15 protein-coding genes and 2 tRNA genes are annotated in these 20,065 nt (G+C 73.4%); 6 read left to right on the forward strand and 11 right to left on the reverse strand.

All coding sequences use genetic code 11. From position 1 onward, the window contains the following. Window positions 1–39: 39 nt before the first annotated feature. Genes nirB through PLJ28_RS05055 form a run of 3 tightly spaced genes read left to right on the forward strand, consistent with a single transcriptional unit; the run spans window position 40 to window position 4,465 of the window. On the forward strand, window positions 40–2,568 hold the full coding sequence (gene nirB / locus PLJ28_RS05045) for a nitrite reductase large subunit NirB (RefSeq protein ID WP_324589935.1): 2,529 nt from the start codon (window positions 40–42) through the stop codon (window positions 2,566–2,568). Then, window positions 2,565–3,344, forward strand: a complete 780-nt coding sequence (gene cobA / locus PLJ28_RS05050; RefSeq protein WP_324589936.1) for a uroporphyrinogen-III C-methyltransferase — start codon at window positions 2,565–2,567, stop codon at window positions 3,342–3,344. Before nirB ends, cobA begins: the two co-directional genes overlap by 4 nt. Beyond that, on the forward strand, window positions 3,341–4,465 hold the full coding sequence (locus tag PLJ28_RS05055) for a uroporphyrinogen-III synthase (RefSeq protein WP_183527631.1): 1,125 nt from the start codon (window positions 3,341–3,343) through the stop codon (window positions 4,463–4,465). Before cobA ends, PLJ28_RS05055 begins: the two co-directional genes overlap by 4 nt. On the opposite strand, the gene PLJ28_RS05060 is transcribed toward PLJ28_RS05055, so the two are convergent. The 6 genes from PLJ28_RS05060 to PLJ28_RS05085 form a co-directional block, all read right to left on the reverse strand. Continuing rightward, window positions 4,437–6,008, reverse strand: coding sequence for an FAD-dependent oxidoreductase (locus PLJ28_RS05060; RefSeq protein WP_324589937.1), 1,572 nt, complete (start codon window positions 6,006–6,008; stop codon window positions 4,437–4,439). The two genes, PLJ28_RS05055 and PLJ28_RS05060, sit on opposite strands and share 29 nt — an antisense overlap. Continuing rightward, window positions 6,001–8,190: a molybdopterin oxidoreductase family protein gene (locus tag PLJ28_RS05065; RefSeq protein WP_324589938.1), complete on the reverse strand. Its 2,190-nt coding sequence runs from the start codon at window positions 8,188–8,190 to the stop codon at window positions 6,001–6,003. Before PLJ28_RS05065 ends, PLJ28_RS05060 begins: the two co-directional genes overlap by 8 nt. Continuing rightward, the gene (locus PLJ28_RS05070) at window positions 8,183–9,595 is read right to left on the reverse strand and encodes an MFS transporter (RefSeq protein WP_183527637.1); all 1,413 of its coding nucleotides are present in this window, start codon (window positions 9,593–9,595) and stop codon (window positions 8,183–8,185) included. The genes PLJ28_RS05065 and PLJ28_RS05070 overlap by 8 nt, the downstream gene beginning before the upstream one ends. Before the next feature lie 176 nt (window positions 9,596–9,771). Further along, window positions 9,772–9,845, reverse strand: a tRNA-Met gene (locus PLJ28_RS05075). Between the two features lie 56 nt (window positions 9,846–9,901). Then, window positions 9,902–9,973: transfer RNA gene (locus PLJ28_RS05080), tRNA-Thr, on the reverse strand. 70 nt (window positions 9,974–10,043) lie between these two features. Further along, window positions 10,044–11,921: a DEAD/DEAH box helicase gene (locus PLJ28_RS05085; protein WP_298044830.1), complete on the reverse strand. Its 1,878-nt coding sequence runs from the start codon at window positions 11,919–11,921 to the stop codon at window positions 10,044–10,046. Window positions 11,922–12,272: 351 nt separating this feature from the next. Between PLJ28_RS05085 and PLJ28_RS05090 the strand changes: the two genes are divergently transcribed. Further along, complete coding sequence (locus PLJ28_RS05090; protein ID WP_298044831.1) at window positions 12,273–12,836, forward strand: hypothetical protein; 564 nt, start codon at window positions 12,273–12,275, stop codon at window positions 12,834–12,836. Here PLJ28_RS05090 and PLJ28_RS05095 read toward each other — a convergent pair. Next, window positions 12,823–14,067, reverse strand: a complete 1,245-nt coding sequence (locus PLJ28_RS05095) for a cystathionine gamma-synthase (protein WP_183527643.1) — start codon at window positions 14,065–14,067, stop codon at window positions 12,823–12,825. The two genes, PLJ28_RS05090 and PLJ28_RS05095, sit on opposite strands and share 14 nt — an antisense overlap. 43 nt (window positions 14,068–14,110) lie before the next feature. Next, a complete protein-coding gene (locus PLJ28_RS05100; protein ID WP_183528553.1) occupies window positions 14,111–15,601 on the reverse strand; it encodes a cystathionine beta-synthase in 1,491 nt (496 codons plus the stop codon). Between the two features lie 94 nt (window positions 15,602–15,695). Here PLJ28_RS05100 and PLJ28_RS05105 point away from each other — a divergent pair, with 94 nt between their 5' ends. Continuing rightward, window positions 15,696–16,697, forward strand: coding sequence for a DNA-3-methyladenine glycosylase family protein (locus PLJ28_RS05105; RefSeq protein WP_324589939.1), 1,002 nt, complete (start codon window positions 15,696–15,698; stop codon window positions 16,695–16,697). 3 nt (window positions 16,698–16,700) lie between these two features. On the opposite strand, the gene trxA is transcribed toward PLJ28_RS05105, so the two are convergent. Beyond that, window positions 16,701–17,072, reverse strand: a complete 372-nt coding sequence (gene trxA / locus PLJ28_RS05110) for a thioredoxin (protein WP_324589940.1) — start codon at window positions 17,070–17,072, stop codon at window positions 16,701–16,703. 207 nt (window positions 17,073–17,279) lie between these two features. On the opposite strand from trxA, the gene PLJ28_RS05115 reads away from it, so the two are divergent. Further along, window positions 17,280–17,729 (forward strand): hypothetical protein, encoded by a 450-nt coding sequence (locus PLJ28_RS05115; protein ID WP_324589941.1) that lies wholly within the window; start codon window positions 17,280–17,282, stop codon window positions 17,727–17,729. A gap of 9 nt (window positions 17,730–17,738) precedes the next feature. Here PLJ28_RS05115 and PLJ28_RS05120 read toward each other — a convergent pair whose 3' ends face one another. After that, the gene (locus PLJ28_RS05120) at window positions 17,739–18,794 is read right to left on the reverse strand and encodes a DUF368 domain-containing protein (protein WP_324589942.1); all 1,056 of its coding nucleotides are present in this window, start codon (window positions 18,792–18,794) and stop codon (window positions 17,739–17,741) included. Window positions 18,795–18,876: 82 nt separating this feature from the next. Then, complete coding sequence (locus tag PLJ28_RS05125) at window positions 18,877–20,043, reverse strand: RtcB family protein (RefSeq protein ID WP_183527651.1); 1,167 nt, start codon at window positions 20,041–20,043, stop codon at window positions 18,877–18,879. Window positions 20,044–20,065 lie beyond the last annotated feature (22 nt).

Here is a 20,065-nt window from a genome sequence, read left to right on the forward strand (position 1 = left end):
TCATAGCGTGGTGATCCTTCGATGCGAGGGGATGGACCCATGACTGTGCGACCGATCCGACCGACGAACCGGACCGTGGCGGTGGTCGGTGGCGGCCCCGCCGCCCACCGGCTGGTGGAGGCCCTGCTGGCCCGCGGTGATGACCTGCGGGTGTCCCTGTTCACCGAGGAGCCACGGGCCCCCTATGACCGCGTGGCCCTCTCCCGGCGCTTCCTGGACGCCACCGACGACCTGCCCCTGGGCTCCGGCTCCGGCCCCTGGGACGACCCGAGGGTGAGCCTGCGCACCGGATGCCGGGTCACCGCCATCGATCCCGCCGCGCGGTCGCTGACGACGGCGGACGGGAGCACCCTGGGCTGGGACGACCTGGTCCTGGCCACCGGCAGCGACGCCGCACGCCCGGCGATCCCCGGGGCCGGGGACCTGGAGGTCTACCGGACCATCGACGACGTCGACCGGTTGCGCGGCCGGGTGGCGGAGCTCGCCACCCGGCTGGGGCGCCCGCCGCAGACCGCCGTGATCGGCGGCGGCCTGCTGGGCCTGGAGGCCGCCGGCGGGCTGAGGGCCCTGGGCGCGGACGTCACCGTGGTCCATTCCCGCCCCTGGGTCATGAACGCGCAGCTGGACGAGTTCGGCGGCCGCACCCTCAACCGCCTGCTGCGCGACCAGGGGTACGTCCTGCGGCTCGGCGAGCGCCCCAGCGCGCTGGAGGGTGGCTGGCTGCGCTTCCCCTCCGGCGAGGGCCTTCCGGTGGACCTGGTGGTCGCGGCCACGGGCATCACCGCCCGCGATGAGCTCGGTGCCGGCGTGCTGCAGATCGGTCCCCGCGGCGGGTTCGTCATCGACGAGACCTGTGCGACGTCGGCCCCGCATGTCTGGGCGATCGGCGAGGCCGCCAGCTTCGGGGGCGAGTGCATGGGGCTGGTGGCTCCGGCCAACACGATGGCCGAGGTGGTCGCCGACCGGTTGTGCGGCGGTTCCGGGACCTTCCCCGGTTTCGACACCGCCGCCAAGCTCAAGCTCGCCGGGCTGGACGTGGCCAGCTTCGGGGACGGCCTCGCCGCAGCCCCCGGCGCCCTGGAGGTCGTGTACGCCGATCCCACCGGCGGGGTCTACCAGAAGCTCGTCGTCTCCGAGGACGCGCGCACCCTGCTCGGCGGGGTCTTCGTGGGCGATGCGGGCCCCTACGCGGCGCTGCGCCCCATGCTCGGACGTGAGCTGCCCGGGGAGGCCGGGGCGTTCCTCTCCGCGGCCGGCAACGGCGCCCCGCCGGACCTGGCGCTGCCGGACGAGGCCCAGGTCTGCTCCTGCCGTGACGTCAGCGCCGGGGACCTGCGCCGGGCCGTGTGCGGTGGCTGTCCGGACCTCGCCGGGCTCAAGGCCTGCACCGGGGTGGGGACCCAGTGCGGCTCCTGCCTGCCGGCGGCCCAGAAGGTCATGGAGCGGCAACTGGTCGAGCTGGGGGTGGAGGTCTCCACCGCGCTGTGCGAGCACTTCGCCCTGTCCCGGTCCGGACTGTTCGAGGCCGTGCGGTCCACCCGGCTGACCACCTTCGGCGAGATCGTCACCCGCTTCGGCACGCCCGCGGACCCGGCCGTGAACCTCGGTTGCGACATCTGCAAGCCCGTGGCGGCCTCCGTGCTGGCCACCCTGCACGGCGAGTACATCCTCGACGGGGACCGCGGCGGACTGCAGGACACCAACGACCGTGCGCTGGCGAACCTGCAGAAGGACGGCACCTACTCGGTGGTCCCCCGCATCCCGGCCGGCGAGATCACCCCGGAGAAGCTCGCGGTGATCGCGGAGGTGGCCCGGGACTACGGGCTGTACACCAAGATCACCGGCGCTCAGCGGATCGACCTGTTCGGGGCGACCCTGGAGCAGCTGCCCCCGATCTGGCGGCGTCTCGTGGACGCCGGATTCGAGTCCGGCCAGGCCTACGGCAAGGCCCTGCGCAACGTGAAGTCCTGCGTGGGCTCCACGTGGTGCCGCTACGGGGTGCAGGACTCCGTGGCCATGGCCGTCCGGCTCGAGGAGCGCTACCGGGGGCTGCGCAGCCCCCACAAGATGAAGTTCGGCGTCTCCGGGTGCGCCCGGGAGTGCGCCGAGGCCCGCGGCAAGGACGTCGGCGTGATCGCCACCTCCGAAGGCTGGAACCTCTACGTGGGTGGCAACGGAGGAGCCACCCCGGCCCACGCGGTACTGCTCGCCAAGGACCTCGACGACGAGACGCTGCTGCGGTACATCGACCGGTACGTCGTCTACTACATCCGCACCGCCGAGCGCCTGCAGCGCACGGCCCGGTGGATGGAGGAGCTGCCCGGCGGGATCGACCACGTGCAGGACGTGGTGGTGCAGGACTCCCTCGGGATCGCCGCGGACCTGGAACGGGTGGTCGCCGACCACCTGGAGACCTACCGGGACGAGTGGGCCGCGACCCTCGAGGACCCCGAACGGTTACGCCGGTTCCGTACGTTCGTCAACGCCCCGGCCGGGTCGGCAGAGCCGGCCGGGGCGGGCTCCGTGGTCCTGTCGGGACCGCGCATCCCCGTGCGGGGTGAACGGTGACCGGGGCGGTGCCGGCACCGGGCTCGGTCACGCTCATCGGTGCCGGCCCCGGGGCGGCCGACCTGCTGACGGTGCGCGCGCTGCGCGTGCTGTCCCACGCCGACGTCGTGTACTACGACCGGCTCGCCCCCACGGACGACCTGGCCGCGTGGGCGCCGCACGCCCACCTGGTCGACGTCGGCAAGCAGCCCGGGCACCACAGGGTCCCCCAGGCGGAGATCAACCGGCTGATCGTGGCCTCGGCCCTGGCCGGGCTGCGCGTGGCCCGGCTCAAGGGCGGGGACCCGTTCGTCTTCGGCCGCGGCAGTGAGGAGGTGGCCGCCTGCGAGGAGGCCGGGGTCCCGGTGACCGTGGTCCCGGGCATCACCTCCGCGGTGGCCGTCCCGGCCGCGGCGGGGATCCCCGTCACCGCGCGCGGGCTGAGCAAGGCGTTCACGGTGATCTCCGGCCACGACCCGCTCTCCGAGCTGGAACTGTCCGGACTGGCGCGACTGGGCGGGACCGCCGTCGTCCTCATGGGCATGGCCACTCTCGGCCATACCGCCATCGGGCTGATGCGCCACGGCGTGGACCCCCGGATGCCGGTGGGGATCGTGGAGCGCGGGTGCACCGAGCGGCAGCGGGTCTGCATCGCCCCGCTCGCGGAGATCCTCACCGCCTCCGCCGTCCAGGGCATGCGCTCCCCCGCGGTCCTCGTGATCGGGGAGGTCGTGCGGCTGGCGCCCGGGGCCGAGGAACGGCTGCGGGAGCTGGCCGGGGTGGCGGGGACCGCATGAGCGACCTGCCCCCGGCGCTGCCCCAGACCCTGGCCGGGTTCCGCATCGGCGTGACCTCGGACCGGCGCAGCGACGAGCTCATCTGCGCCTTCCAGCGCCGCGGCGCCGAGGTGATGCACGCCCCGGCGCTGCGCATCGCCCCCCTGACGGAGTCCGTCACCCTGCACCGGGACACGCGCCGGGTCATCGACGCCCTGCCGGACTACGCCGTCATCACCACGGCCTACGGGATGCGCCGCTGGACGGAGGCCGCCGACGCCTACGGGCTCGGCCCCGAGCTCCACCGCGCCCTGGAGGCCGCCTCGATCCTCGTCCGCGGGCCCAAGGCCCGCGGTGCCGTCCGGGCCGCCGGACTGGAGGACGTCGGCGCACCGCAGGACGAGCGCACGGCCTCGCTCGTGGACCTGCTGCTCACCCGGAACCTCCGGGGACGGACCGTGGCCTTCCAGCTGCACGGCATGCTCGACCACCAGCAGGTCTCCCGCCTCGAGAAGGCCGGGGCCCGGGTGCTGACCGTGATGCCGTACACGTGGGCGCGTCCGGCCCAGGACTCGGACCTGCTGCGGATGATCGACGCCGCCATCGACCGCCAGCTCGACGTGCTCACCTTCACGGCCGCCCCCGCGGTCGAGGCCTTCCTCGCCGTCGCCCAGCAGTACGGGCGCCTGGAGCCCCTCCTGGAGGCGCTGCGCGCGGACGTGGCGACGGCCGTCGTCGGGACCGTGACCGCCGGGCCGCTGCACGAGGCCGGGCTGCGTCCGCTGGTCCCCTCCCGCTGGCGCCTGGGGGCCATGATCCGGCTGGTGTGCGAACACCTGGAACAGCAGGGGGTCCTCCGCGTGGACACCCGCGTGGGCCCCCTGGAGATCCGCGGTGACCAGGTGCACTTCACCGAGCGGCCGGCCGGCCCCGTGCGGCTTCCACCCGGCCCGCTCGCGCTGCTGCGCGAACTCGCGGACGCGCGGGGCGCCGTGCTGACCCGCGCCCACCTCGTCGCGACCCTGCGCCAGTGCGAGTCCGAGCACGCCCTGGAGATGCTCGTCTGGCGCCTGCGCCGGCAGCTGCCGGTCGCGGGCGTCGTCAGCACCGTCGTCAAACGAGGCTATCGACTGGCGGTCTAGCCAGCATCTCCTCGATCCGCCCGCGGCAGGTCCCGCAACCGGTACCGGCCCCGCAGCGGTCCCCGACCTCGTCCACCGTCGCGCAGCCGGCCACGGCGTCCCCGACCTGGCCGGCGGTGGCACCCGAGCACCGGCAGAGCACGTCCTCCGGTCCCAGGGCGCGGTCCCCCGCGGCGTGTTCCAGGGCCAGCAGCGCGGACCGGTCCGCCGCGGGCAGGACACCGGTCAGGGCATGACGGGACAGCTCCGCCGCGGACCGGGGCAGTCCGATCGCCACGAACCCGAGCATCCGCTCCCCGTCGGTGACGATGCGCAGGTACTGCCCGGCCCCCGGGTCCGCCCACGTGGAGACGCTCGGCCCGTCCGGGTCCCAGGGGTCCGCGTCCGGGTCCCCGGCGCAGGCCACGGACAACGAGTGCGACTTCACGACGAGCGGATCCAGCCGGCGCGGGGACGCCTCGGGGCCGGGCACCGGCCGTCCGGCGGCATCGAGCTCGACGGCGGCCGGACAGCCGAGGTCCTCGCGCAGGGCGAGGGCGGTGGCCCGGGCCTGGTCCCAGCCGGGGCCGATGAGCCCGCTCGGCCGGGCACCCGACGGCGCGGCGCAGTCACCGATGGCGAAGACGGCCGGGTCGTCGGGGCACCGTCCGTCACCGTCCACGACCACCCCGCCGCGGGGCAGGGTGTCGAGTCCGGCGTCGGCGGCGAGCCGGTCCCGGGCCCGGACGCCCGTGCAGGCCACGAGCAGCGCCGCGGGGATCCGCCGCCCCTGGGTGGTGCGGAGGCCCACGAGGTGGGGGACGCCGTCCGCGGCGGTGGCCCGGTCCTCGGCGCGGGCGCTGACCTCGAGCTCCTGGACCCCGCAGTCCGGCCGGACCTGCACCCCGGCCCCGGCGAGCTGGCGCAACAACAGGCGGCCGGCATCGGGGTCCAATTGGCGCCCCAGGGGCAGGTGTCCGCGGTGCAGCAGGGTGACGGGGGCGCCCACCTCGGCGAGCGCCAGGGCCGCCTCCACGCCCAGGACCCCGCCACCGAGCACCACGACGGGCCTGCCGGCGCGCACGGCCCGGCCCAGCTGCTCGGCCTCGGACATCTCGCGCAGCGCCATGACGCCGACCGGCCGCTGGCCCGCCGAGGCCGCGACCGAGATGCCCCGGCCCACGGTGCCGGACACCGGGAAGTCCGGGATGACCGCCTCGGCGCCCGTGGCCAGGACCAGGCGGTCGTAGCCGAGCGTGGTCTCGTCCAGGCCACCCCGGCCGAGTCGCACCGTCCGCCGGGCCCGGTCGAGGCCCGTCACGGTGGTCCCGGTCCGGATCCCGACGCCGATCGCCGCGAGCTCCCCCGGATCCAGCATGGACAGGTCCCCGCCCCGGATGCGCCCGCTGGCCACGTCCCCCAGGCGGATCCGCTGGTAGGCCGGGACCGGTTCCGCCCCCACGACGGTCATGCGCACGGCGCCGGACTCCAGTGCCGGGCGCAGTTCCTGGACCAGCCGGGCCGCCACGGGCCCGCACCCCACGACCACCACGTGACTACTCATGGCCTGACCCCGCAGCGGGCTGGCGGACCGGGTGGAGGGTCACCGGGGTGTTCTTGAACTCCGGCATCTGGCTGTGCGGGTCCAGCAGTCCGGCCGTCAGCCGGTTGGCCGTGCCCTGACCGGTGAAGTGGAAGGGGACGAACACGGTGTCCGTGCGCAGGCCGGCGTCGAGCACCACGCGGGCCCGGAGGGTCCCGGCGGCACTGCGCAGCTCGGCCGGGGCGCCGTCCTCGAGGGCCAGCCGGCCGGCCGTGGCCGGGTGCACGCTGACGGTGGCCTCGGGGTGGACGGCCAGCAGGGCCGGTACCCGCCGGGTCTGGGTGCCGGACTGGTAGTGCTCCATGAGCCGTCCGGTGGTGAGCGTCAGCCCCTGGGAGGAGGCCGGTTGCGGCGCACGGACGTGGATCGCCCCGAGGTGGGCCCTGCCGTCGGCATGGCCGAAGCGCTCGGCGAAGACCCGGGGCGTTCCGACCACCGGTTCCCCGCTGACGGTCACCTCCTGGGGGCCGGTGCCGGTGAGGGGTTCGGTGAGGGGCCAGTACGGGGCCACCTCGCCGATCCGTTCCCACGCCAGCGCCGAGTAGTCGGCCCGGCTCCCGGCCGTCGCGCGGCGGATCTCGGCGTAGGCCTCGGCGGGTTCGTCGGGCAGCGGGACCTCACTGCCGAGGCGGCGGGCGATCTCGGCCAGGATCCAGAGCTCCGAACGGGCCCCGGGCGGACCATCGACGGCCTTGCGGCGGCGCAGGACCCGGCCCTCGAGGTTGGTCATGGTCCCGTCCTCCTCGGCCCACTGGAGGACCGGCAGGACCACGTCGGCCAGCCCGGCGGTCTCGGAGAGGAAGAAGTCGCAGACCACGAGCAGCTCCAGCGCCCGCAGGCCGGCCTCCACGCGAGTGGCGTCCGGGGCGGAGACGACGACGTTGGCACCGTGCACGAGCAGCCCCCGGACGCCCTGGGGCGTTCCGAGGGTGTGCAGCAGCTGGGTCGCCGGCAGGCCAGGACCGGGCAGCGACGCGGCGGTGGTCCCCCACTGACGTGCCACGGCCTCGCGGTCGGCCGGGTCCGTGATGGACCGCAGGCCGGGCAGCTGGTCCGCCTTCTGGCCCATCTCCCGGCCCCCCTGGCCGTTGCCCTGGCCGGTGAGGGTGCCGTAACCGCCGCCTCGCGTCCCCGGCAGGCCGAGGAGCAGCGCCAGGCTGATGGCCGCGCGCGCGGTGTCCGTTCCGTCGCGGTGCTGCTCCACGCCCCGCCCGGTGAGGATGAAGACCGGGTCCCCGCCGGCCCTGGCGGCCCGGGCCGCGGCGGCCAGGTGCCGCGCCAGCCACCGGATGCGCCCGGCCGACACCCCGGTCACCGTCTGGGCGCGCTCCGGCCACCAGTCCCCCACGGACCGGCGGAAGGCGGCCAGTCCCGTGGTCCGGCGATGGAGGTAGTCCCCGTCCTCCAGGCCCTCGGCGAGGATCACGTGGGCCACCGACAGCAGCAGGGGCAGGTCACCGCCCGGGGCCGGGGCGATGTGGTGCCCGCAGCCCTCCGCCGTCAGCTGCGCGGTGCTGGAGCGTCGCGGGTCCACGACGATCAGCCCGCCCCGGTCGCGGGCACTCTCCAGGTGCTGGACGAAGGGCGGCATGGTGTCCGCCACGTTGGAGCCCAGCAGCAGCACGGTGCAGGCGTCGTCCAGGTCGGTCAGGGGGAAGGGCAGTCCGCGGTCGAGTCCCAGGACCTCGGTGGAGGCCTTGGCGGCGGAGGCCATGCAGAACCGGCCGTTGTAGTCGATCCGCGAGGTGCGCAGGGCGGTCCGGGCGAACTTGCCCAGGGTGTAGGCCTTCTCGTTCGTCAGCGAGCCGGACCCGAAGACCCCGACGGCATCCGGGCCGTGGGTGCCCTGCAGCGCGGCGATGCGGGTGGCCACCCGGCCGAGGGCCTCGTCCCAGGAGGCCTCCCGGAGGGGGCCGCCCTGGGTGTCCCGGAGCAGCGGGGTGCTCAGGCGGTCGGGGCGGTCCCCCAGCAGCGCGGCGGCGGTGGCCCCCTTGCGGCAGAGCCGGCCGCGGTTGGTGGGGAACTCCGCACCCGCCACCGCCACGGACGGAGCCCCGGGACCGGCCGCGTCGACGGTGAGGGTCATCGAGCACTGCAGGGCGCAGTAGGGGCAGTGCGTGGTGGTCCGGACCGGTTCAGACATGGGCTCGGGCCAGCATCGAGCCGGGGCGGCGGTAGACGAGGTAGGTGAAGGCCGCCAGGACGAGGTAGGCGGCCGCGAGGGCCCAGAAGGCGGCGTCGAAGGACCCGTGGGCGCTGTGGGAGGCCCGCAGGACCTGGGGGATCATGAATCCGCCGAAGCCCCCGACGGCACCGATCAGGCCCAGGGCCGCGGAGGACTTGCGCTCATGCCCGACCGGGTCGTCCGCCCGGACGGTCAGGCGGAAGACGAGTGGGATCATCCGGTAGCTGGAGCCGTTGGCGATCCCCGTGAGGGTGAACAGGGCCAGGAACAGTCCGAGGTAGAGCCAGAAGTTCTGCCAGGGAAGCGTGAGCACCACGCCGGCGGTGACCGCGGCCATCGCGAGGAAGCAGGCCAGGGTGACGGTGGCCCCGCCCCGCCGATCGGCCAGCCTGCCGCCGAAGGGGCGGGCGAGCGAGCCCACGAGGGGACCGAGGAACGCCATCGAGATCACCGCGCCCCACAGCTCGAGGCCCGAGAAGGCCGGGAACATGATCGAGATCAGGGTGGGGAAGACCGAGCCGAATCCCATGAACGAGCCGAAGGTGCCGATGTAGATCAGGGCGATCAGCCACAGGTGCGGTTCCCGCAACGCCGAGAGGGAGCCCTTGAGGTCGTTGCGGGCGTGGGACAGGTTGTGCATGTAGCGGTGCGCGCCCCAGGCGGCGATCAGGATCAGCGGGATCCAGACCAGTCCGGCCATCGGCAGGGCGGGGCCGAAGGTGCCGATGGCGAGCACCGTCACGGCGAGCGGGACCGCGAACTGCGCGACGGCCACGCCGATGTTGCCGCCGGCCGCGTTGAGGCCCAGGGCCGCCCCCTTCTCCTGGGCCGGGAAGAAGAAGGTGATGTTGGCCATCGAGCTGGCGAAGTTGCCTCCGCCGAAACCGGCCGTGGCGGCGACGGCGAACAGGACCCAGACCGGTGTGTGCGGAGTCGACAGCGCGACGGCCAGCGCGACCGTGGGGACCAGCAGCAACAGGGCGGAGATGACCGTCCAGTTGCGCCCGCCGAACAGGGCCACCGTGAAGCTGTACGGCACCCGCAGCACGGCGCCGACGAGCGGTGGCAGGGACACGAGCCAGAACTGCTGTGAGGTGCTCAGGTCGAAGCCGGCGGCCGGCAGGAACACGACCGTGACGGACCACAGTTGCCAGACGGCGAAACCGAGGAACTCGCAGAACACGGACCAGTACAGGTTCTGCCGGGCGGCGGGCCGCCCGGGACCGTTCCAGAACCGCGGCTCCTCCGGCTGCCAGTTGGACACCCAGCGGCCGGGACCCACGACGAGCCGGTCCGTGGGTGGTGCTCCCGGGACGGCCTCGGGGGCGGGGGCGGTGAATGTGCGGTCCTCGGTCAGGGCCATGGCGGGTTCCTCTCGGCTCGCGGTTGACCGCCACGTTGCCAGGAGGGTGTTTCCGCGGGCGTCGCGGAATGGTTTCGGGGAGGGAAAACGTGTCTCACCGGTCCCCGGCCGGTCTGTGAGATGACCGGCCCCACGAAAAAGGACCCGGACCCCACCGGGGTCCAGGTCCTCGTCCGTAGCGGCGGGGGGACTCGATCCCCCGACCTCACGATTATGAGTCGTGCGCTCTAACCAGCTGAGCTACGCCGCCATGAAATGAGAGCGCCCGTGCCGCGGATACATACTGCGCACGGGCTCTCATTCCAGAGCCCCGACCGGGAATCGATCCCGGGACCTCCATCTTACCAAGATGGCGCTCTACCACTGAGCTATCGGGGCAACGACGTGAAACTCTACCAGCGATTTCCGCGGATGCGAAATCGGGGTGGAGTGCCACGTCCGTCACCGGTCAGTACCGGTCGCGCGAGGGCTTGTCGAAGGACTTCCGACCGCCCTTGAAGCCACCCTTGAAACCGCCCTTGTGCCCGCCCTTGTGGGCCCCGCCGGAGCGGAACGGCTTGCCCTCGCGCTCGGAGCGCGTGGGGCGGCCGGTGTCCAGCTGCAGGCCGATGGGGCGGCCGTTGATGGTGGTGTTGCCCAGGGCGTCCCACTGCTGACCCGTCAGGTTCTCCGGCAGTTCCACGAGGGAGTGGTTCGAACGGATGTCGATGTGCCCGATCTGGCTCGAGCGCAGCCCGGCCTCGTTCGCCAGGGCACCCACGATGTTGCCCGGCTGCACCCGGTCCTGGCGGCCCAGGGAGATCCGGTACGTGGCGTTGCCCTCGGCGGGGCCGCGCTGCGGGCCACGGGAACCCCGGCCGTCCCGCGCGTCGCGGTCGTTGCCGTCGAAGTCCCGGTCGCGGCGGGCCATCTTCGCCGGCGGCAGGTCCGGCTCCTCGGCCAGCAGCGGCCGCCCGCCCTGGGCCATCTTCGCCAGGGCCGCGGCGACGTCCTCGGGGGCGACGTCGTTCTCCTCCACGTAGGAGTCCACCAGGTCCCGGAAGACCTCCAGCTCGCCCTCGGCCAGGGTCTGGGTGATCTGGGAGCTGAACTTGTCCAGGCGGGAGGAGTTCACGTCCGCCACCGACGGCATGGGCATCTGCTCCACGGTCTGGCGCGTGGCCTTCTCGATGGAGCGCAGCAGGTACTTCTCCCGCGGCGTCATGAACAGCACGGCGTCCCCGGAGCGGCCGGCGCGGCCGGTGCGGCCGATGCGGTGGACGTAGGACTCCGTGTCGTGCGGGATGTCGTAGTTGATGACGTGACTGATGCGCTCCACGTCGAGGCCGCGGGCCGCGACGTCGGTGGCCACCAGGATGTCGATGCGGCCGGCGCGCAGGTTCTCCACGGTCTTCTCGCGCTGGTTCTGCGCCACGTCACCGGAGATGGCGGCGGCGCGGAAGCCACGGGCGTTGAGCTTGGTGGTGAGCTCCTCGGTGGCGTTACGGGTCCGCACGAAGGCGATCACGCCGTCGTGCTCCTCGGTCTCGAGGATGCGGGTCATGGCCTCCAGCTTCCACTGGTGGGTGACCTGGAGGAAGCGCTGGCGGATGTTGCCGGCGGTGGTGTTCTTCGCGGCGACGGTGACCTCGACCGGGTCGTTGAGGTACTTGCCGGAGATGCGCTGGATGGCGCGCGGCATGGTGGCCGAGAACAGGGCGGTCTGCTTCTGGTCCGGGGTGGCGGACAGGATCTGGTCCACCTCCTCGGCGAAGCCCATGCGCAGCATCTCGTCCGCCTCGTCCAGCACCATGTACTGCAGGTCGGACAGGTCCAGGGACCCCTTCTGGAGGTGGTCGATCACGCGCCCCGGGGTGCCCACGACGACCTGGGCGCCGCGGCGGAGCCCGGACAGCTGCGGCCCGTAGGGCGCACCGCCGTAGACGGGCAGCACGGTGACGCCCTTGATGTGCTTGGCGTAGGTGGTGAAGGCCTCGGCGACCTGCAGGGCCAGTTCGCGGGTCGGGGCCAGCACGAGGATCTGCGGGGTGCTCGCGGGGCCGTTGACGTCGGCGAGCTCGGCGAGCCGGGACAGCGCCGGGACGGCGAAGGCGGCGGTCTTGCCGGTACCGGTCTGGGCCAGCCCGACGACGTCGCGGCCCTCCAGCAGCAGCGGGATGGTCTCGGCCTGGATCGGCGAGGGGGTCTCGTAGCCGAGGTCCTCGATGGCGGCCAGGACCCGGCTGTCGATGCCGAGGGTGGAGAACGCCGGGCCCGCCGGGGTCTCGGTCAGGGTGTCGGCCTCGGTCTCGGCCTGGGCGTGGTCATTCTGGGCGTGTTCGGACACGGGTGTTCCTTTTCAGGGTCGGGTGTGCGGCCGGTTGGGCGCCGCAACGCAACGGATTGCTTCTCTCCGGTGCTCCCCGAGGCGCGGTCCAACATCACGCCCGTTCCATACTCACCTGGCGGTCCGCGCCCGGCCGGTTCCGTCAGGGGATGGTCACCGCACGGGCGGGCCACGACCTCGACGGAGGAACGGCTGGGGTGTGAAGGACCGGCCGCCCGCTGCTCCGACACGGTGTCGGGAGGGGCCACACAACTCGACGCCCTTCGCGAGGGCGTACACAGGGGTTCTGACCGGAATGGTGCCTCAAGTCTAACGCATCCCGTGCCCCGGCCCTGCCGTTAGGCTCGAGACGTGCCTCACGAGAACCCCGACCACCGCTTCGCCCGCGCCGCCGGCAAGGCCACGCGCTCGTTCCTCGACGGACAGCGGCAGGACGCCGAGCGGGCCCGCGCCGCCCGTCAGGAGCGGGCGGAGGCCGAGGCCCGGCTCGAGCGCGAGGAGCGGCGACGTCGCCAGGCGCGCGCCGACGTCGGGGGCTCCGTGCTGCTGCGGACCGCCCGCTGGTGGTGGGGTGCGGTGACGGCGCTGTTCCTCCTGCTGGCCACGGCGTTCCTGGTGGCCGGTCTCACGGGCCGCACCGACGTCGTCCCAGAGACACCGCTCGACGGTGCGGCCGGCCAGTACGTCCTGGCCGGCCTCACCGGCGTGCTCACCGTCGCCACCGGGATCGGTGCCGTCCAGCTGATGCGCGGCCGGCGCAGTGCCGCCGGCCTGCTGACCGGGGTCGCGGTGATCGTGGGCATCCCCCTGGTCGTGCGCGGCAATCCCGCCCTGATCGCCATCGCCGCGGTCCTGCTGGCGGGGGCCGCCCTGCTGTGGCTGCCCCCGGTGCGCCGCCGGCTCAGAGCGAGCTGATCGCCCGGTCCAGGTCGTCGATCAGGTCGGCCACGTCCTCGATGCCCACGGACAGTCGCACCAGGTTGTCCGGCACGGCCAGCTCGGTGCCGGCCACGGAGGCGTGGGTCATCTCGGCCGGGTAGTTCATCAGCGACTCGATGCCGCCCAGGGACTCGGCGAGCTGGAACAGCCGCGTGGACTCGGCCACCTTCTTCGCGGCCGCGGCCCCGCCCGTGAACTGCACGGAGACCATGCCGCCGAAGCCGCGCATCTGCCGCGCGGCCAGCTCGTGGCCGGGGTGGTCCGGCAGCCCCGGGTAGAGGACGCGCTCCACGCCGGGACGGTCCTGCAGCCAGGTGGCGATCGTGGAGGCGTTGGCCACGTGCCGGTCCATCCGCACGCCCAGGGTCTTGAGACCGCGGGTGGTCAGATAGGCGTCCAGGGGGCCGTTGACCGCGCCGGCGGCGAACTGCTGGAACTGGACCTTGTCCGCGATCTCCGGGTCGTTGACCACCACGGCACCCCCGATCACGTCCGAGTGCCCGCCGATGTACTTCGTCGTGGAGTGCACCACGACGTCCGCGCCCAGCTCGAGCGGAAGCTGGAGGTAGGGCGTGGCGAAGGTGTTGTCCACCACGAGCAGCGCGCCACCGGAGTGGGCGACGTCCGCGAGGGCGGCGATGTCGGAGACCTTCATCAGCGGATTGGAGGGGGTCTCCAGCCACAGGATGGAGGCCTTCGAGGCGGCCATGGCCTGCTCGACGGCGTTCACGTCACCCATGTCCACCACCGTGTGGCCGATGCCCCACGGGCCCAGGATCCTGTCGATGAGGCGGTAGGTGCCGCCGTAGACGTCGTTGCCCATGACGATGTGGGCCCCGGGGGCGGCCACGGCGTGGATCAGCGCGTTCTCGGCGGCCAGCCCCGAGCCGAAGGTGAAGGCCCGCGCGGCGCCGTCCACGCCACCCTCGAGGGCGGCGAGCTGCTCCTGCAGGGCGTCACGGGTGGGGTTGGTGCCGCGGCCGTAGTCATAACCCCGGCGCAGGGTGCCGATGGACTCCGGGGCGTAGGTGGTGGACAGGTGCACCGGCGGCACGACCGCGCCGGTGATCGGCTCGAAGGCCTGGCCGGCGTGGATCGCGCGGGTGTTGAAGCCCGCTGTGGGGTGGAGGGTGTAGTCGTAGTCCTCCGCCCCGGCGGGCCGGTCGGTCTGGACGTTCTCGGCGGGCTCGGCGGCACGTTCGGTCATGACGGATCCTTTCAGCGGGACAACGGGAGAGCGGGAGAGCAGGTCAGCGGGCCACGCGGGCCAGCAGGTCGTGCAGGGTGACGATGCCGGTCACCACGCCGTGGTGGGTGGCCATCAGGGCGGGAGCGGTGCGCAGGGCCTCGCGGGCCTGGGCCAGGGTCGCGTGGACGTTGACCTTCGGCAGGGCCGGGCCGGCGTGGTCGAGGACCGCGTCCGTCGGCAGGGCCCGGCCGGAGGCCAGCAGGTCGGTCAGCGCCCCCACGTCCACCGCGCCGAGCACCTCGCCCACGCGCAGGTCGTCGCGCGGGGCGCTGACCACCGGCAGGGCGTCCACGCCGAAGCGGTTCATGGTGGAGATCGCGTCGGCCAGGGTGGCGTCCTTCGGGGCCGTCACGACGTCCGGCAGGGATCCGGGCAGCACCGAGGACTTCGCGGCCAGCAGGTCCTTCACGGTGCCCTCCCAGTGACCCGTGGGGGCACCACCCGCGGCACCCGGTGCGGTGGCGGCGCCGACGTCGGGGACTCCCCCGGGCACCCCGCCGGCCGGCAGCACGGACTCGGCCGGCGCCGTCTCGAAGCCCTGCTCGTCCATCCAGCCGTCGTTGAAGATCTTGCCCAGGTAACCGCGGCCGGAGTCCGGCAGGATGATCACCATGACGTCGTCCTCGCCGAGGTCACGGGCGGCCTGCAGCCCGGCCACGACGGCCATCCCGGAGGACCCGCCCACGAGCAGCCCCTCCTCGGCCGCCAGCCGGCGGGTCATCTCGAAGGAGGCGGCGTCGTCCACCGCGATCACCTCGTCCGGCACGGACGGGTCGTAGTTGCCGGGCATCATGTCCTCGCCGACGCCCTCCACGAAGTACGGGCGGCCGGTGCCGCCGGAGTAGATGGAGCCGTCCGGGTCCGCGACGACCACCTTGACCGGGCCCGACGCGCGGCCGGCCGAGACCTCTTTGAGGTACCGGCCGGTGCCGGTGACGGTCCCGCCGGTGCCGGCGCCGATGACGACGTGGGTCAGGCGTCCGGCGGTGTCCCGCCAGATCTCCGGGCCGGTGGTCTGGTAGTGGGACTGCGGGGCGGAGGGGTTGAAGAACTGGTTCGGCTGGTAGGCGCCCGGGATGTCCCGCTCGAGGCGGTTGGCCACGCCGTAGTAGGACTCCTCGGACTCCGGGGCCACGGAGGTCTTGGTGACGACGACCTCGGCGCCGTAGGCCCGCAGCACGTCCCGCTTCTCCTGGCCGACCTTGTCCGGGGTGACGAAGACGGAGTGGTAGCCCTTGAGCTGGGCCACCAGTGCCAGGCCGACGCCGGTGTTGCCGGAGGTCGGCTCGACCACGGTGCCGCCGGCGGCCAGCTTCCCCTCGGCCTCGGCGTTCTCGATCATCGCCAGGGCGATGCGGTCCTTCACCGATCCGCCCGGGTTGAGGTACTCGGGCTTGACCAGCACGGTGGCGCTGATGCCCTCGGTGACCCGGTTGAGCTTCACCAGCGGGGTGTTGCCGATGAGCCCGAGAACGTTCTCGGCGTAGTGCATCTGCTCTGTCATGGGCTCCACGCTACCGCCGGGCCGGTCCGGGGCGGCAATAGCGTGAATCCGCGTGACCGCTGGCGTGCGGGAGAATGGAGGGATGCACACGACCACCCCCTCCGGCACCCTGCCGGCCCCGGATGCGGGGGTGATCCTGGAGCCGGGGATCCCGGTGGACGTGCGGCTGACGCTGGGGGTGCTGCAGCGCGGTCACGCCGATCCCACGGTGCAGTCCCGCCCCGAGGGGGTCTGGCTGTGCTTCCGCCGGCCCGGCGCCGGGGATCCCGTGACGCTGCTCGTCCGCCCGGCGCCGTCCCCACTGGCGCCCGGCCGGATCCCGGTGCTGGCCTGGGGGCCGGGTGCCCAGGCGGCGGTGGCCGCCGCGCCGTCCCTGCTGGGGCTCGACGACGACTGGTCCGGTTTCGACGCGCTGCTCGCCTCGGGAGCCTCGGGGCTGCCGCCGGCGGTGGTGCGGGCCCGGCGCGCGCATCCGGGGCTGCGACTGCCGGCGACGGGGCGGGTGGTGGACCAGTTGCTGATGGTCGTGCTGGAACAGAAGGTCACCCACGACCAGGCGCGCTCGGGCTGGCGCTGGCTGGTGCGCGGCTACGGCGAGAGGCCCCCGGGGCCGGCGCCGGAGGGGATGCTGCTGGCGCCCACGGCGGCGGCGGTGCGCCAGGTGCCGAGCTGGGGCTGGCACGCCGGCTGGGTCCAGCCGGCGCAGTCGCGGGCGATGCTGCGGGTGGCGGAGAGGGCCTCCGCGCTGGACCGGCTCGGGGCCGACCCGCTGGGAGCCGACGACGACCCGGCGTCCGTGGTGGGACGGTTGTGCACCGTGCCGGGGATCGGGCCGTGGACCGCGGCCGAGACGGTCCAGCGCACCCACGGGGCGCCGGACACGGTGGCGGTCGGGGACTTCCACCTGGCCCACCACGTGGGCGAGGCCCTCACGGGCCGGCGCACGGACGATGCCGGGATGCTGCGGCTGCTGGCTCCCTATGCCGGGCACCGCCAGCGCGTGGTCCGGCTGATCGGCCTGTCCGGGTACCGGTTCAGCCGCTTCGGGCCGCGGCTGACGCCGGCGGACCACCGCCGGCGGTGAGCGCTACTGCTGCTGACCCTGCTGTTCGGCGACCTGCTTGTGCACCTCGTCCATGTCCAGGCCCTTGACGGCGGAGACGAGTTCCTCGAGCTGGGTGGCGTTGATCGCGCCGGGCTGGGCGTAGACCAGGACCTTGTCCCGGAAGGCCATCAGGGTGGGGATCGAGGTGATGTTCGCGGCGGCGGCCAGATTGCGCTCGGCCTCGGTGTCCACCTTGGCGAAGACGACGTCCTCGTGCCGTGCGGAGACCTGCTCGTAGACGGGTGCGAACTGCTTGCAGGGGCCGCACCAGTCGGCCCAGAAGTCCACCAGGACGATGTCGTTCTCGGTGAGGGTCGTCTCGAAGTCGGCTTCGGTGATCTCGGTGGTTGCCATCCCCCCACCCTAACCGTGCGGCGGCCGGGTGGATCCGCGGTATCCCCAGGTTGCCAGTGAATGCACAGGCGCGTTCCTCCACAGGGGACCGCCTCCCGCCGGTCCCCCACGGTCGGGCGGATGCCCCCCGGCGGGCGGCCGGCGCCCGTTCCTAGCGTGGCCCTCACCGGCCCCGGCGATCGGGGCCACGACCCCCTGGAGGACGAGATGACGATGACACCGATCCCCCCGAGTCATGGCAAGCGCGGCCCGGCGGGCCCCGGACCGTTGCTGCCCGGGCGCCGCTCGACGGTGATGGTGGTGGTGGAGCGACCGGATCCGGAGGAGGCGTTGCGGGAGTCGATGGACTGGGTCGAGGCGTTCGGGCGGGACTGCGGGCTGGTGCTGGACCCGAAGGCCACGGAGCTCTACGGGGTGGCGAAGGCCTCGGACCTCAAGGACAACCTCAGGCCGCCCCGTGACGGGGCGATCGCCGGGTACCTGGACTTCATCTGCGTGGACGGCGCCTGGCTGCATCCCGGGGACTGCCCGGTGGCCCCGCCGGACTCCAACGGCGCCCCGGCGTGGGCGTGGGCGTACTACCAGGCCGTGATGGGGCTCGACGACGACGCGTTCTGCACGATCTGGGACGTGACGCCCCTGCCCCTCGCGGCGTGAGGACGCCCCCTACCTGGTCTCGGCCCCGATCTCGAGCCCGGGCTCGGGATCGGTCACGGCCTCGACCATCGTCTCCGCGCGCAGCTGGCGGCGGATCATCCACGCGTCCAGGGTCACCAGTGCGGCCACCACGAGAAAGCCCAGGACGCCCAGGCCGATCGCCTGGCCCAGGTCGGCGTCCGGCTCGTGCACACCGCGCCGCTCGTCCTGCCAGGGCCACAGCACGCGCAGGCCCCCGGCCATCACACCGGTCAGGAGGGTCAGGGTGAGGGTGTGCCAGTGATGCAGCAGCCACTTCAGGACCTTGACCACGACCGCCAGGCCGATCACCATGCCGAGCATGAACAGGCCCAGATAGGCCAGGTCCCGCTCGTCCACGGCACGCAGCGTCGGCTCGTACAGGCCGAAGGTCAGCAGCAGGAAGGACCCGGACAGCCCCGGCAGCACCAGTGCGGAGACCGCGACGGCGGCGGCGGGCACGATCACGGCCGGGTGGGCCTCCACCGAGGTCGGTGGAAGCGAGACCAGGACGAAGGTCCCAGCGGCGGCCGCCAGCCCCGCGGCCAGGTGCCAGGGGCGCAGGCGCAGGTGGGAGACGTCGTCCTGCGCATCGGCCAGGACGCGGCGGTGCTCCAGGTCGTGGAGGATCATGCGGACGGGCACGGCCACGGAGGCCAGGACCATGCCGAAGAACAGCGCGCGGGTCTGCACCGGGTGGGCGTCCACCGCATCGGCCACGGGACCGGCGGCGGTGAACACGGCGGCCACCATGCCCAGCAGCACCGGCAGGACCACGCGCCAGCGGACCAGGCCCAGCCGGCGCCGCACCCCCGCGCCGCGGTCAGGCCCGGTCACCGCGATCCGCAGGGCGGAGATGAGGTGGGAGGCGGAGTCGATGAGGTCGTGGTAGATGCCGACCACGAGGGCCACCGTGCCTCCGGAGACCCCGGGGACGGTCTCGACGAGGCCGATGAGGGCGCCGCGCACCAGGTTCCCGGGCACGGAGGTCTGACGGTGTCTCGGTCCCGGCGCGTGTTCCGGCTCGGGCTCGACGTGATGGGGCATGGTGGTGCAGTCCTCGGGCAGTGGCGGGCAGGCGTGACGGCGGCAGGGGCCCCGACCACGGTAGCAAGGAGTGCCGGGGCGCTCAGTCGCCCTTGACGTTGACGATCTGGCGCAGGGCGTGCCGGACGGAGACCAGGTCCGCGGAGTCGGCCATGACCCGGTCGATCGGCTTGTAGGCGGCCGGGATCTCGTCCAGGAACGCCTCCGTGTCCCGGTACTCGATGCCGGCCATGGCCTCGCGCAACTGGGCGAGGGTGAAGGTCCGGCGGGCGGCCCTGCGGGAGTAGGAGCGTCCGGCCCCGTGCGGGGAGGAGTTCAGCGAGAGTTCGTTGCCCTTGCCGGCCACCACGTAGGAGGCGGTGCCCATGGATCCGGGGATCAGTCCCGGCTCCCCCGCCGTGGCCCGGATGGCGCCCTTGCGCGAGACCCAGACCTGCCGGCCGAAGTGGTGCTCGGACTCGGTGAAGTTGTGGTGGCAGTTGATCCTCTCCTGCTCCTGCACCGGGGCCCGCATCCAGTCCGAGACCTGGCGCAGGACGCGGTCCATCATCTCCTCGCGGTTGAGCAGCGCGAAGTGCTGGGCCCAGCGCAGCTCGCGGATGTACCGGTCGAACTCCTCGGTGCCCTCGTCCAGGTAGGCGAGGTCCGGGTGCGGCAGGCTGACCCCCGAGCGGCGCGCCCGGGCCGTGGCCACCTGGATGTGGTGCTGGGCGATCCGGTTGCCCACCCCGCGGGAACCGGAGTGCAGGAACGTCCAGACCCGGTCCTGCTCGTCCACGCAGATCTCGATGAAGTGGTTGCCCGAGCCCAGTGATCCCAGCTGCAGTTCCCAGTTCCCGGCGTAGGAGGCCGGGTCGAGGCCGGCCGCCGCGGCGGCGTCGGCCAGCTCGGACAGTCGCGGGGCCGCCGTCGGGCTGACCGTCCTGTTGTAGTGGCCGGCGCTCAGGGGCACGGCCCGCTCGATGGCCCGCCGCACCGCGGCGCGGTCCTGCGGGAGGTCGGACGCGGAGAACTGGGTGCGCACGGCGATCATGCCGCAGCCGATGTCCACGCCCACGGCGGCCGGGATGATGGTCCCCAGCGTGGGGATGACCGAGCCCACCGTGGCGCCCTTGCCCAGGTGGGCGTCGGGCATCAGGGCCACGTGGGGGTGGATGAACGGCAGCCGGGAGGTGGCGAGGGCCTGCTCGCGGGTCTGTTCGTCCAGCAGGGAGGCCCAGCTGACGAGCCGGTCGGTGATGTGCTCCATGGTCACCATGGTGCCGTGCGGG

The organism is Citricoccus sp., from assembly GCF_035445025.1.
GTDB lineage: Bacteria > Actinomycetota > Actinomycetes > Actinomycetales > Micrococcaceae > Citricoccus.